Annotated in this window: 8 protein-coding genes; 5 read left to right on the top strand and 3 right to left on the bottom strand. The window is 40.8% G+C overall.

Annotated features, from left to right (window positions below; translation table 11 throughout):
- Positions 1–159: 159 nt before the first annotated feature.
- Both K5Q58_RS10580 and K5Q58_RS10575 read right to left on the bottom strand, forming a co-directional pair.
- Entirely contained in the window at positions 160–1,179 is a 1,020-nt protein-coding gene (locus K5Q58_RS10580) for a two-component system response regulator (RefSeq protein ID WP_220753898.1), read from the bottom strand.
- Positions 1,180–1,206: 27 nt separating this feature from the next.
- Positions 1,207–6,498: a PAS domain S-box protein gene (locus K5Q58_RS10575; RefSeq protein ID WP_220753897.1), complete on the bottom strand. Its 5,292-nt coding sequence runs from the start codon at positions 6,496–6,498 to the stop codon at positions 1,207–1,209.
- A gap of 390 nt (positions 6,499–6,888) precedes the next feature.
- On the opposite strand from K5Q58_RS10575, the gene K5Q58_RS10570 reads away from it, so the two are divergent.
- The 5 genes from K5Q58_RS10570 to K5Q58_RS10550 all read left to right on the top strand — a co-directional run bounded on the left by K5Q58_RS10570 (position 6,889) and on the right by K5Q58_RS10550 (position 14,798).
- Complete coding sequence (locus K5Q58_RS10570) at positions 6,889–7,569, top strand: ABC transporter ATP-binding protein (protein WP_220753896.1); 681 nt, start codon at positions 6,889–6,891, stop codon at positions 7,567–7,569.
- Complete coding sequence (locus K5Q58_RS10565; RefSeq protein ID WP_259651314.1) at positions 7,562–10,198, top strand: ABC transporter permease; 2,637 nt, start codon at positions 7,562–7,564, stop codon at positions 10,196–10,198. The genes K5Q58_RS10570 and K5Q58_RS10565 overlap by 8 nt, the downstream gene beginning before the upstream one ends.
- Positions 10,195–11,358, top strand: coding sequence for a lipocalin-like domain-containing protein (locus tag K5Q58_RS10560; protein ID WP_220753895.1), 1,164 nt, complete (start codon positions 10,195–10,197; stop codon positions 11,356–11,358). Before K5Q58_RS10565 ends, K5Q58_RS10560 begins: the two co-directional genes overlap by 4 nt.
- A gap of 429 nt (positions 11,359–11,787) precedes the next feature.
- Positions 11,788–14,271: a nitrate reductase catalytic subunit NapA gene (gene napA / locus K5Q58_RS10555; RefSeq protein ID WP_220753894.1), complete on the top strand. Its 2,484-nt coding sequence runs from the start codon at positions 11,788–11,790 to the stop codon at positions 14,269–14,271.
- A gap of 101 nt (positions 14,272–14,372) precedes the next feature.
- Complete coding sequence (locus K5Q58_RS10550; RefSeq protein ID WP_220753893.1) at positions 14,373–14,798, top strand: nitrate reductase cytochrome c-type subunit; 426 nt, start codon at positions 14,373–14,375, stop codon at positions 14,796–14,798.
- 101 nt (positions 14,799–14,899) lie between these two features.
- Here the strand turns inward: K5Q58_RS10550 and K5Q58_RS10545 are convergent, their stop codons facing one another.
- A complete protein-coding gene (locus K5Q58_RS10545) occupies positions 14,900–15,364 on the bottom strand; it encodes a GNAT family N-acetyltransferase (RefSeq protein WP_220753892.1) in 465 nt (154 codons plus the stop codon).
- Positions 15,365–15,488 lie beyond the last annotated feature (124 nt).

The following is a 15,488-nucleotide window of genomic DNA, read 5'->3' as shown; positions in this document are numbered from 1 at the left end:
ATCTAGGCCGCTTATTTAGTTAAACGCTAGTAAGTTAAGTGCTAGTAAGTTAAGTGCTTAGCAAAATATGTTTTAGGCGCTTTAGCAAAAAAGGATAAATACCTTAAGTATTTATCCTTTTTACATTTCTAAATCACGTAATGGTTTATTTGAACCAAATCAAAATGTTTCTTCATGTTGTGCTTTAATCGTTTTCACATCATCTAATACCGACTTAAACTTCTCCACCAGCTCTGGATCAAAATGTTTACCGGACTCTTTTTCGATTAAACCCATAGTATCTTCAACCGTCCACGCTTTTTTGTAAGGCCGCGCTGATGTTAACGCATCAAATACATCCGCAATAGCAATTATTCTCCCTTCAATAGGGATTTCCTCTCCACTAAGTCCATTGGGATAACCGCTACCATCCCATTTCTCATGATGACTTAGGGCAATACGTTTAGCCATTTGCAATAACGGATCGTCATGATCGCCAATAATCTCAGCGCCTATAGCCGCATGAGCTTGCATTTCTTTCCACTCATCCGCATCAAGCTTCCCCGGTTTTCTTAAAATGGCATCAGGAGTGCCTATTTTGCCAATATCATGCATAGGCGCTGCGTTATATAACAACTCACAAAAGCGCGAAGAGTGGCCTGCTGCGATGGCAAGTAATCTGGCATAATGGCTCATACGTATTACATGCAAACCTGTTTCATTATCTTTATATTCTGCAGCTCGCCCTAGCCTTCGAATAATTTCAAAGCGTGTTTCTCTAAGCTCTTTAGTTCTAAGCTCAACTTCTGATTCTAATAGCCGCTTTTGGTCATACAAACTTAAATGAGTTTTTACCCTTGCCTTAACAACAGCTGGACTTACAGGTTTAGTAATATAATCAACAGCACCGAGAGCGAAACCTTGGGTCTCATCTTCAGTATCAGCGAGGGCGGTAACAAAAATCACGGGAATGTGACAGGTTAATGGCTCACTTTTCAATTTTTGACAGACTTCGTAACCATTCATTCCTGGCATCATTACATCTAGCAATATCAAATCAGGAGAGGATTTTTGTGCCAATGCAAGGGCTTTAGGCCCATCAATAGCGACTTTAATTTTGTAATCGGCTCCCAGAATCCCCACTAAGATATCAATATTCTCAGGAGTATCATCAACTATCAGCACGGTCGCTTTTTCCATGTTAATTACCTATATTCCTTGTTTATATTAATCTGTCGATGAATTAAGATTCTGCCGTAATTGCTTTATCTGCTCTAACGCATCTTCAAATTGATAACCTTTAATCATTAACCCAACTGGTTTTAACTGTTGCCAAGTTTGCTGACTCACTTGTTGCTGTAAGCTATCAATCATATCTGTTGCACTAGCATCGCCTTCATCTAGTAACTCTAAAAGCTTATCTAATAACTCAACAAAGGCGTCATTGCTAATGAGTTCAATCGATTCAACACTTTCCTTTAGCTCATTATTATTCAGCCATAAATCTATCGCGTCACATAATGATTGAACCAATTCGTCTGTGGCATTAAGTTCAACTGAAAACTCAACTTCGTCAATCAAGTTCTTTTCAAGTTCCTGAGCAAGTTCAGAGAGTTTATTGCTTGCTAAATTTCCAGATACTCCCTTTAGCGTATGGGCAAAACGAATAGCGTCATCTCGATTATTAGTTTCTACAGCTGTAGATATTTGCGATGCAATATTGCGTTTCCCTTCGACAAAACGGGTCAAAATCTTTCGATACAATCTCGCTGAGTTTTGTACTAACTGTAACCCACGGTCGACATCAATATCAGGATGCTGTGGCCATGTTTCCACTATATCTACAGATGCTTTTTGTGGGCTGGCTAACTCGATAGCGACATTATTTTCGCCCAAATATTTAATTAAAGTTTGATACAGTAAAGAAACTTCTATGGGTTTTGCCACATGATCATTCATGCCAACGTTTAAGCACTTTTCTTTATCACCCGCCATCGCATTTGCGGTCATGGCAATAATAGGTAATAGCTCGTAAGCCGCATTTTTACGAATATGCTCTGTTGCTGTATAACCATCCATCACAGGCATCTGGCAATCCATCAATACTAAGTCAAAGTCTTGCTGGTTAAGTTTGTCTAATGCAATTTGGCCATTGTCAGCAATGGTGAGTTCAATCCCCACTTGCTCTAAAAACTCAGTGGCGACTTCTTGGTTCATATCGTTATCTTCAACTAACAATATTTTCTTGCCTTTGAGCTGGTCTAACAAAGCTTCATTAAGCTCAGTGGCTTTCGCTCTCACAGGCATATGCCCCTGCTTGCCTAGAGCTGACATAATGGCATCAAGCAAACGTGAAGCACTCACTGGTTTGGTTATGTAGCCATTAATGCCCAAGCGATTAATTGAATCAGTAAACTCAGCAGTTGCATGCGCCGATACCATAATCGTCAATGGCGGATTAGCGCTTTGATTGATAATCGTCTCAGCAGATTTTAATCCATCAAGACCCGGCATTTTCCAATCTATTAAGGCTAGTTGATAATCGTTAGAATGGCACTTGGATATAGCCTCTGTACCATCTTTGGCTAGCGCCACATTAAAGCCCATACTGGTAAGCATAGTTTGCAAAATATCTCGGGCGGTTTGATTGTCATCAACAACCAATATCTCCATTCCTTCCAACTCTTGAGTGACCTTCAGTTGTAAGTCGTCAGCCTGACTCACATTAGCAGTGAAGTAGAATGTACTACCTATACCACGCTTGCTTTCAACTCCAATTTCACCGCCCATGAGCTCAACCAGTTGCTTACAAATCGCTAAGCCTAAGCCAGTACCACCATATTTTCTGGTGGTTGAACTATCAGCTTGGCTAAATGACTTAAACAGTTTATTGCACTGCTCAGGAGTGAGGCCAATACCGCTATCTCTAACACTAAACTTAAGTTCGAGTTCATCACCTTGCTGAGTGATAGATTCAATCGCGAGGATCACTTCGCCCCGCTCAGTAAACTTGATGGCATTATTCATCAAATTAATCAGCACTTGACTCAATCTCAACGGATCGCCCATTAAGTGACTAGGGATATTGGGCGCAACAGAGAACAACAACTCCAATTGTTTATCGGCGGCTTTTGCGGCAAACATATCGCTGAGATCTTCCAGCATGGTATCAAGCTGAAACGGCACTATCTCAATTTCCATTTTGCCGGCTTCAATTTTTGAAAAGTCCAGAATATCGTTAATGATCCCAAGCAAGGATTTTGATGCACGCTCAATTTTTTCAACGAAATTATGCTGTTTTTTGTCTAAGTCCGTTTGTAAACACAGATGAGACATACCAATAATCGCATTCATAGGTGTTCTAATTTCGTGTGACATGTTAGCTAAAAAGTCACTCTTGGCTTTACTTGCCGCATCCGCATCATCTTTCGCTTGTTTTAACTCGTTCGAGACCGTCATTAAGCTGGTAATATCAGCCATAGAAACTACAGATGAAGTCACTTCACCTTGATCGCTCTTAAGCGCAGCAAAGGTCATGTCCATCCAAATAGCTTCACCGCTTTGGCTGAGCACTCTCGGTTCAATATTAAAATTATCAAAAGCGCCACTGACTAACAGTTCAAATCTTTCTCTGGCGAGTTTTTTATCCTCGACGGCCATAAACTCGAAAAAGAGCTTACCTTCTAAATCATTTGAGTTAATGCCGATATTACGACCAAAGTGTTCATTACAATTAATGATCACACCATGAATATCGATATTCACAATGCCCATTTCCGCGGTGTTAAGCAGGGTTCGTAAATGCTTTTCTCGGTCTGCAAGGCGATTTTCGGCATTTTTCCTGTCAGTGACATCCATTAAGTAGCCATTCCAGAGCACTGCATCATTGGCTAACGCCTGACCTTTCGCCCCAGCTTGCAGCCAGATAATTTCACCTGAAGGATGTCGATATCTAAATTCTGTGACCCAATGAAGGCCCTGTGTACTTTTACCCGATAGATCATCAATGACGGTTTGTCTTTCGCTATCAATAATTCGACCAATCAATAAATCAAAATCTTGCATTAACATGTCACGTGGAAATCCAATGATGCTTATGCAGGCTTCTGATAAAAAGCTAAACTCCCGCTCAGTCTCTGAATGCCATATCATTTGGTAAACTAAATTAGGTAAGGATTCTGTGATATTCTCTAATTGTTTTTGAGAGTTTTGGATGGTTTCAAGGGCACTTTTTCTTTCAGTAACATCATTGATGCTGCCGTCAAACCATAAAGGTGTGCCCTGCTCGTCATAGCTGGCTTTACCTTTTTCTTGTATCCATTTGATACTGCCATCACGGTGATAAATACGGTACTCAACATCGAAACTTTGCTGAGTGTTAATTGCCTCAGATATTGCAGCAAAACAAGCTGCATCATCATCAGGATGAATAATGGTATTAAATTGCAGCTTGTTACTTTCAATAATGTCAGATGCTGGATAACCAGTAATATCAGCAATATTGTTACTGACATACTCCATAATCCAATGATCACCAATTCGAGTTCGGTAAATTGCCCCTGGAATATTTGCTACCAAGCCTCTAAATCGACTTTCGCTATCTTTGATCTTTCTTTCTATTGCCATTTGATTCGTTAAATCACGGATGGTTGCCGCTATTTGTTTTTTGCCGTCATGTGCAATAGGCAATAAGGCTAAATTAATTTCCACCTGCATTTCAGATGTATCAGACTTTAATGCAACCCAGCCTTCTTTAGGTGTAGTGAAACGTGTTAGTCCTTGCTCTAAAAACACTGCTCTTACAGCATCATGTTTGCTCCTATATCGCTCAGGAAATAACAACTCCACATTAAGCTTTAATAGTGCATCAGCTGAATATCCGAATAACTCTTGGCAGCGGGTATTGGTAAAAATAATCCCCCCCTGCTCATCCACAATTAACATCGCTTGTGGTGATGACTCGATTACTGCATTTGACCATACTGCAGCAGAGAATTGCTCGGTGACATCGGTAAAAAGCATTTCTACAGAAATTAGCTCACCAGAGTCGGCAACTAAAGGTTGCATGAAAACATCTAAGCGTCTTATTTCACTATCACCAGCGAGCATTTCAACTTGATGGGCTGGCACCGATTTGCCCTCAAGTGCTTGTTCCATGTAATTCCAATTAGCTTCATTAATTGGATCACTGGTAAACATACGTTGGTACTTGCGTTTTAGTGTGTCGGCATCGACTTGCAACACCTTTTTAACCCCATCACTCACTTGAGCTAATTGCCCATTAGCATCTAATGAACAATAAAATGATTTATCACTCATACCATCGATTAAGCTTGCGAAACGACTACCGGTAGAGTCCTTTAATGCCAACTCTCTTTCTTCAAGCAAAGCAGCTAGTTGGTTAAATTTTTGGGTTAATGTTGATACCTCGGAAATATTAGAACGATCGGCAGTTAGGCGATCTATCCTACCTTCCCCAAAATCCATAATGCCATTTTCGAGATTTTCTAAGGGTCGACTTAGACGCTTGGAAGCAAGAATACTCGTTAATAACAGCGCAATAGATAAGAGTAATAATATGAATGCTAATCTTGAAAAATTAGACAAAAAGTATTGTCTAAGTTCACTATCACTGGTAGCAATAACCACTTGCCATTTTAACGACGAAACATTGGCAACACTAACAAGAAAACGGTCACCAGAAACGGTTACCGCTTCAGTTTGCCCTGCTATATTATTGGTTAAAAGTGATTTTAATTGGTCATTTTGAGGGTTGTCAGATAGCCACCTATCACTGCTACCTTTTAAGTCACTATTCTTTTCATCGTAAAAAATAATCTGATCATTACTGTCAAGAATCACGAGATTTTTACTGGGGATTTTCATCAAACTTGGTAAGTTGTTTAATGCAAGATCGGCGGTAACAACACCATATCGAGCATCAACAGCTCCAAAGGCTTTAGAGTAAGTCATCATTAAGATGTTACCAGCGCCTTCATCAAAATAAGGCTCTGACCATACTCCGGTTTTGCTTGCCATCGCGTCAGTCCACCAACTCCAACTTCCATCAGTGTAGTCATACGCTTCTGCCCCAATATCCATAATATGGATCTTGTTACCTTCACGGTAAGCAAACGGAGCATAACGCAGCTTTTGAGTTAAAAAGTTGGGACGGTAAGCAATTGCGCTACCAAAAATACTAGGATTACGTTCGAGTCGGTTGATAAGTAAGTTTTCAACTTTATCGATATCATCATATAAATCATCACTATCGATATAAGTTAAGTAATCAGATAAACCACGAGTGGTATTTTGAACTGAGTCCAGAACAAAATTAAGATGATTGGCTGAAAGAACAGCTTGTTGCTCTAAACGATCATAGACATCATTTTCATGTTCTTGGTAATTAATCCAGCCATTAAACCCATATACTAATGCCATGATTAAAATCAATGGCAAGGCAATATAAGCCAAAATTCGACTTCGAAAACTATGAAGCTTTTGCTTATTTTTATCCATAAATACAAGTCTCATTAACAAGTCGAAATTAGGTTGTCGTCAAGTTAACCCTGCTGATATCCATAACTTGGCTTACTACAGCAACATTCACATTACGTTATGGTTTGATAATTACCAATACATCATAAGAAGGATTAAACTGCTCAAAAAACACTCTTACCACTATAAACCTTAAGCCTATGATTGCAATTACAAATACATCTAAACAATCCACACTCAGTATAAGCTTACTCCCTTTAAAGGCTAGTCATCGTCGCCATTAGATACAACTAAAGTCGCAATATATTTTCTGAACTATTTTTAATGAATTTAAAATTCCCTTTTAAGATCGATCCTTAAGATCGAAACTATCGTATGATGATGTAATTAATTGATTTACTGGATCTTGTTATGCGAAGCGATGTGAGCCAAGTTGTCAGCCAACTAACGCAGGTATCAAAAGGGTTTACTGATGGTGACCAATATCATCAAGTACTCGATTGCGTCGATTTAACATTGAACATCGGAGACACCATTGCACTAACAGGGCCAAGTGGAACTGGGAAAAGCACCCTACTTAATATTATTGCAGGTTTTGAAAGAATCGATTCTGGTGCACTGCAGCTATTAGGTCAACAAGCTGAGCAATGGCAGGACAATCATTGGAGTGACTTTCGTCGTCAGCAACTCGGTATTGTATTTCAGCAATTTAATCTACTTACCCCATTAAATGTCATCGATAATATCCGCTTTCCATTACAATTGAATCAGTTGAAATGGAGCCCTTGGTGCGATGAACTGATTGATAAACTTGCACTCACTGAGGTGCTATCAAGACCCGTCGAAACCTTATCCGGTGGCCAACAACAACGTGTTGCCATTGCTAGAGCACTCGTACATCAACCTGCATTACTACTCGCAGATGAACCAACGGGCAACCTTGATGAAAAAGCCGGCCAACAAGTCATGCAATTGCTATGTGAATTAGCACAAATGGCTAACACAACAGTTTTGATGGTGACTCATAGTAATACTTGCGCCAATTACATGCACAGACGTTGGCATTTAGAGCAAGGTAAAATCCATGAGTAATATTCGTGCTCAAACTGACGATGCTAACAAACCAATTGTGTCCAAGATAAATACATTATCTGAGATAGGTTTTAGTTTACGTGTTTTCTTTGCCCATTACCGGCATGCGCCTTTGCAAGCTGGCGCTATTTTACTTGGCATAATCTTAGCTGTGACCTTACTTATTGGGGTTAAATCAACTAACGAGAATGCTGTTCGAAGTTATAGTGAAGCAACTGAACTCCTAAGCCAAAGAGCCAGTTTACTTATTACACCTACAGCCGGAGAGCGTTACCTTAATGAGCAAGTTTATTTTAGATTACGTCAATCTGGCATAAGCAACGCCTTAGCCATTGTGAATGGCCTTGTAGTCGACTCACAAGGAAGACGCTGGCAAATTCAAGGCAGTGATTTATTTGCAGCAATCAATTTACAAGTTAACCAGACAACATCAAGTGACAACAATGCAGATGATAACGCCAGTCAAAATAACGCCTTTGTTAACCCTAATATCCCTATAGCTAGATTACTCGCGGCTGAAAACATTCTATTAATGAGTGAGTCCTTGGCAGATAAAATCGCCCCTAATGGTGAGTTTTATTTGCAAGATTCCAGCAAGGAGAATGCTGCCACTATCAAACTAGACGTCATCGGATTAAATGATGATTTTGGTCTAGGTAACGCCATCGTGGCTGATATTTCACTGGCACAAAAACTATTACATCAGCCAAACCAGCTCTCTTACATTGCGTTATTTGATAATCCTGAGTTATTGATTAAACGTATTAATCAGCAAAACCTGCTTCAAGAACAAGCTAATATTACCGAACAAGATCAAGGCCAAGCTCTACAAGAGCTCACTCGTAGTTTTCATTTGAATCTCAATGCCATGAGTATGTTGGCATTTGTAGTTGGACTTTTCATCGCCTATAACGGGGTGCGCTACAGTTTAATGAAGCGGCAAAAATTACTGGTGCAATTGCTTCAGTTGGGCATTCAAAAAAAACGTTTAATGCTGGCATTAATTTGCGAACTAATGCTACTGGTTATAATTGGTTCAATAATCGGTTTTATCCTTGGACTGCAACTAAGTTTGTGGCTACAACCTATGGTGGCAATGACCTTAGAGCAACTCTACGGTGCTAGACTTATGCCGGGTTCATGGCAATGGCAATGGTTAGCGCAAGCAATTGGGCTGACTTTATTTGCCGGACTATTAGCTTGCTTACCTCTATATAGACAACTCACCAATCAACCCCTTGCACGAATAAGTACTAAAACTAACCAGGTTCGCCACCTCGTTCGAACCCATAAGGTTCAATTTATCCTTGCAGTACTGAGTCTAATTGCTTGCGCGATTGCCTTTCCTTTTGCCAAGCAGTACCAAGTCAGTTTAGGGTTAATGGGCGTGGTGATTATCGCAATCCCTCTTTTGCTGCCGCTTACCATATACAAAATAAGCCAATGGCTCGCACATATCTTCCCAGCGGGTATATGGCATTACATGATTGCTGAAACCAAAGAGTTAATCGGGCCTTTATCGCTTGCCATGATGGCAATGCTATTAGCGTTAACGGCCAATATCTCTATGAATACCTTAGTGGGAAGCTTTGAAGTCACCCTAAAAACATGGCTCGAAAGCCGTCTACATGCTGACTTATACATGCGCCCTTCAGGCGATAAAATTCTCGATATACAAGACTTTTTAAGCGATAAAGAAAAAGTCAGTGGTGTTTATACCCAGTGGACTGTTCAGTCACAGTATCAAAATATGCCAGTTGAATTGGTAACCCGTGACTTATACTCAACCAAAGTCACCAGCTCATTAAAATCTCAAACCAGTGATTTATGGCAAGAATTTCAATTAGGCAATCAAATCCTCATCAGTGAGCCTATCGCCATAAAATACGGTTTAAACCTTGGTGACACTTTTGAAATAGAAGCTTTTATACAAACCTCGAGCTCACAATTATCTCGAAATACCTTGGGATCTAGTGACACATTACCCACCATTGGCGGAATATTTTTTGATTATGGTAATCCTAAAGGCCAAGTCGTCATTGACCAGGAATTATGGAAAAAAGTAGGTTTACCCGAAAAACCCAAAAGTATTGCAGCCAGTTACCAAGGTGACATCAGCGAACTTGAGCAATTGTTAGTCGACAGTAAACTAATCTCTAACGCGCAAATGTACAACCAAGCCAAGATAAAGCAACAAGCCATCGCCATGTTCAAACAAACGTTTTCTATTACCATGGTGCTCAACAGCTTAACCTTGATGGTTGCGGCCATTGGCTTGTTCAGCGCTTGTTTAATGTTAACCCAAGCTAGGCAAGCACCACTGGCTAAGCTTTATGCTTTAGGAATAAGCAAAGGCAAGTTAAGAATCATGACATTTGTGCAGATGCAGCTCATTGTGCTTCTCACATGCTTGGTAGCATTACCTACTGGCGCCGTTTTGGGGTACTTACTAATTAACAAAGTGACCTTACAAGCCTTCGGCTGGAGTATCGCCATGTTATGGGACTGGCAAGCTTATATTCGAGTGGTGTTTATAGCTTTAACCACTAGCGCTGTCGCCATTGCAATTCCACTTTACTGGCAAACAAGAAAGCCGCTGATTAATAGTTTGCAGCAGGAGGCCTTATGAAACCGATAATCTGTCCATCATTTGTTGTATCTGTTAAAGCCAAGCTTGAAAGAACCATTTCATGGCTACTGTTGCCAGCTTTATTGATGTTAGTGGCTTGTCAGCCTGAGCCCGCTACAACTATTAGTATGGGCGGTTTATTGGGTGAGTCACCTTCACAAATGGAAGATTACGACAGTGTCACACCTGATTATCAATTTTCTTTTCCTGCCGATCACCAAAGCCATGACAATTTCCGTCAAGAATGGTGGTATTTAACCGCCAACATGCAAACACAAACAGGTGAGCAACTTGGTATTCAATGGACACAATTTAGAATTGCACTTGCAACTAATAGCTCAAGCGATGATAAAAAAACTAATTGGGCAACATCACAGATGTATATGGCTCATGCCGCGTTAACCTCAAAAAGTAATCATCAAGCAGCCGAAAAATGGTCTCGAGGCCATCCAAACCTTGCCACTATTAGTGCCCAGCCATTCACTGCAAAATTAGATAACTGGCAATGGATTAGTGAATCGGATGGGCTTTTTCCTGCGACATTATCTGTAGCAAACGACGATTTTAGTTATCAGTTGTCTTTAATAAGTCACGCTCCAATGCAACTGCAAGGTAATAAGGGTTACAGCATTAAAAGTGCTGATGCTGCCGTCGCCTCCTATTACTATAGCCAACCATTTATAGATCTAACTGGCACGATTACACGCAACGGAAAACAAGAATTGGTTTCTGGTAAAGCTTGGTTAGATAGAGAGTGGAGTTCACAATTTCTCACCAAAGCCCAACAAGGTTGGGACTGGTTTTCCATCAGATTAAATGATGGCTCTGCATTAATGGTGTTTCAGCTTCGCGGCGCAAATGAAGATACGCCCGATTTTTATAGTGCTAGACGAATGTTTTCTGACGGCTCAGGACGAAATATCAATAGTTCGCAATCACCTGATGATATTTCAATGACGCCTATTAATTGGCAGCAAACCGACAGTGGCAACTACCCCACTAGTTGGCAGCTAGCAATAAATAGTGAGCAAATCGATGTCACTATCAGTGCGCTAAACCCTGATAGCAATATGCCATTATCCATTGCTTATTGGGAAGGTCCCATTAACGTTATTGGCAGCCATAATGGCAATGGTTATATGGAGTTAACTGGATATTAGTGTGCGTTACTCCCTATGTGATACACACTAAACAATCCGCACAGAAAGCACTAAGGTAAATGGTAAGAGAATAAAGAGTGAATGATTAAATTAAAACCAACTTATGAACAAAATAAAAACAATCAATAAAACCATTTAAATCTACTACTTCCCCTTCATTTTCTCCCATCTTCACCTAGAATCAATGTATCGCTTAAATTAACACCAGCTAAATAAGTGACTGAGTAACTTCTAAAATGTGTTATAGATCACATGATAAAATGTGATCTACGACAATAAATCCCCAGTATACTCATTGCGAGGTATACCCATGATAAATGTGAGGTTTAAACTCAACATTATAGAGATGAATAAAGCCATTATTTGGCATATAAAACGATGATTAACCTTTCAAGGTTATCAACTAACAGCAAAGAGTGAGGAAACACCATGAGCATAAGCCGTCGCGAGTTTCTAAAAGCCAATGCCGCTACTGCAGCCGCGTCGGCTGTTGGGCTTGCCTTACCAATCAAAATGGTTCAAGCAGAAGAAAAATCTGCAGAAATTAAATGGGATAAAGCCCCATGTCGTTTCTGTGGTGTAGGTTGTAGTGTATTAGTCGGAACAAAAGGCGGTAAAGTTGTTGCGACTCAAGGTGACCCAGAAAGCCCTGTAAACAAAGGTCTTAACTGTGTTAAAGGCTACTTCCTTTCTAAGATCATGTACGGTAAGGACCGTTTAACTTCGCCATTATTAAGAATGAAAGATGGCAAGTATGACAAAGAAGGCGAATTCACTCCTGTTAGTTGGGATGTTGCTCTAGACACTATGGCTGACAAGTGGAAAGAAAGCATCGCTAAAAAAGGCCCGACTTCAGTTGGTATGTTTGGTTCTGGTCAATGGACCATTTGGGAAGGCTACGCTGCATCTAAATTGCATAAAGCTGGCTTCTTAACCAACAACATCGATCCTAACGCTCGTCACTGTATGGCATCGGCGGTAGGTGGTTTCATGCGTACTTTTGGCATTGATGAGCCAATGGGTAGTTATGACGACTTCGAAGCGGCAGATCACTTCGTGCTTTGGGGCGCGAACATGGCAGAAATGCATCCAATTCTATGGTCACGCTTAACTGACCGTCGCTTAAGCCATGCTGGCAGCAAGGTTCACGTGCTTTCTACTTTCGAAAACCGTAGCTTTGAATTAGCTGATAACGCGATGGTGTTTAAGCCACAGTCTGACCTAGTTATCTTGAACTACATTGCTAACTACATCATTCAAAACGATGCGGTTAATAAAGACTTCGTTAGCAAACACACAAACTTCGCAGAAGGTGTGACTGATATCGGTTACGGCCTTCGCCCTGAGCACCCTCTTGAGAAGAAAGCGAAAAACCCTGGTAATGGTAAGTCTAAGCCTATCTCTTTTGAAGAATACGCAAAGTTTGTCAGTACTTATACTGCTGAATACGCATCTGAGATGAGTGGCGTGCCTGTTGAGAATCTTGAAGAAATGGCTAAAGCATATGCTGATCCTAACATCAAGATCATGAGCTTATGGACTATGGGTATTAACCAACATACTCGTGGTGTTTGGGCAAATAACATGCTTTATAACATTCACTTGTTAACCGGTAAAATTGCCACTCCAGGTAACAGCCCGTTCTCATTAACTGGCCAACCATCAGCTTGTGGTACTGCTCGTGAAGTCGGTACATTCGCTCACCGTCTCCCTGCTGATATGGTAGTGGCAAATCCTAAGCATCGTGCAATGACTGAAGATTTATGGCAATTACCAGAAGGCACTATTCCGCCTAAACCTGGTTACCATGCTGTTCTTCAAAGCCGTATGCTTAAAGATGGCAAACTAAACTGTTACTGGACTATGTGTACCAATAACATGCAAGCCGGTCCAAACATTAACGATGAAATTTACCCAGGCTTCCGCAACCCTGAAAACTTCATTGTGGTGTCTGATCCATATCCTACAGTAACGGCAACAGCAGCTGACTTGATTCTTCCTACTGCGATGTGGGTTGAGAAAGAAGGTGCATATGGTAATGCAGAACGTCGTACTCATATGTGGCATCAGCAAGTTAAAGCACCTGAAGGCGCTAAGTCTGACTTATGGCAGCTTGTTGAGTTCTCTAAGCGCTTTAAGGTTTCAGAAGTTTGGCCTGCAGAGTTAATTGCTAAAAAGCCTGAATACGCTGAAAAGACTTTATATGACATCTTGTTTGCGAACGGCGTAGTGGATAAATTCCCTACTTCTGAATGTAAAGGCGACTACAACGACGAAAACGATGCATTCGGATTCTACCTTCAAAAAGGTCTGTTTGAAGAATATGCTCAGTTTGGTCGTGGACACGGTCACGATTTAGATGCATTTGACAACTATCATGAAAACCGCGGTAAACGTTGGCCTGTAGTCAATGGTACCGAAACGGTTCGTCGTTTTGTTGAAGGCAGTGACCCATACGTTAAAGCGGGTGAAGGTTATAACTTCTACGGCAAGCCTGATGGTCGCGCAGTGATTTTTGCTCTGCCATTCGAGCCTGCTGCTGAAGAGCCAAATGAAGAGTTTGACCTATGGATGTCAACCGGTCGCGTACTTGAGCATTGGCATACCGCCAGTATGACAGCCCGTGTACCTGAACTACATAAGTCATACCCTGATGCACAAGTATTCATGCATCCTAAAGATGCGAGCAATCGCGGTCTTAAAAATGGTGATGAAGTGAAAGTGATTTCTCCACGCGGTGAAGTTAAAACTCGTGTTGAAACCAAAGGCCGTAACAAGCCACCTGTCGGCGTGGTATTTATGCCATTCTTTGATGCTAGACAGCTGGTAAACAAACTATTACTTGATGCAACGGATCCATTATCGAAAGAAACGGATTTCAAGAAGTGTCCTGTGAAGATTGTTAAAGCCTAACTTGACTGAAGCGATGTCTTATCAAACGGAATATAGGCATCGCAATCACTAATTTTCTCTATCCATTTACAAAAAATAATGGATATGACGGAGTGTAAACCATGAAGAAAATACTCAGCCTTGCTGCGATAGTGCTCAGTCTTAGCGCATGCTCAGGTCAACAAGCACCAGAAACAGCAGCTCCTGTGACTGTTAAATCACTAGCTGGCGATGTAGCCATTACAGCAACAATGCCAGCAGACGCTAAAGCGACTTACCCAAGCCGTGGTAAATCATTAGAAAGAACATTTGTGCATATGCCACCACTCATCCCGCACAAAGACTCTTATAAAATTACCATGAAGAAAAATGGTTGTTTATCGTGTCACAGCACAGAGAAAGCAGCGCGTATGAAAGCTACGCCTGTTGATGCATCTCACGTGAAAGCTGATGGCGAATTTGACGATAAGTACTACTTCTGCGTCCAGTGTCACGTTGCTCAAGCTGACAACAAAGAAGCCATTGTTGGTAACACTCACACTAACTAAGCTTTATTGAGTCTGTATAGTGCAAGCAATAAAATGCCACCGTCCTATGACAGTGGCATTTTTGATGGCTGTTAATTTTCTAAAGCACTTTATAAAGTATTTTACAGTACTTTGCGCATGACAAAGTTATTAATCTTCTGACCTCTAACTTCCACTCTTTGAGCCTCTTCTTCCACAAAGCCATATCTGCTGAAAAATGGTTTTGCGGTAATACTCACTTCAGCATACAAACTGTTAAGCTTTAACTTTGAAGCCTGATTGAAGATGGCTTGCATTAATGCAGCACCCACACCTTGTCTCTGAAAGTCTGCGCTACAGTAGAAATGATCGATATAACCATCATCTTGAAGATCTGCAAAACCTGCAATCACATGATTAACCTCAGCCACAAACGGATTAATTTTTGTCACTCTTTCTACCCAAGCGCTTTCATTGTACTCATGAGGCGCCCACGCGGTCACCTCAGCTAACGAATAGTGCTGACGGTTAACATTGTGAATAGTGTTCAGCTTTAGCTGCCATAAAGGCTTTACGTCGCTTTTGGTAAAGCGCCTTACTTTAATCATCACTCTTCCTTGGTACTATTTTCCAACACTCTACATCTTGATACATAAGCAGCAAGGCGCTAAAGACACCCGATCTTGAAAAGACACTTGTTGCTTACTATTAACAATAACCAAAAAGATAAAT

This window comes from Shewanella sp. KT0246, assembly GCF_019654955.1.
GTDB classification, from domain to species: Bacteria; Pseudomonadota; Gammaproteobacteria; order Enterobacterales; family Shewanellaceae; genus Shewanella; species Shewanella goraebulensis.
The sequence above is the reverse complement of the archived record's forward strand: the minus strand, read 5'-3'. Positions and strand labels throughout refer to the sequence as shown.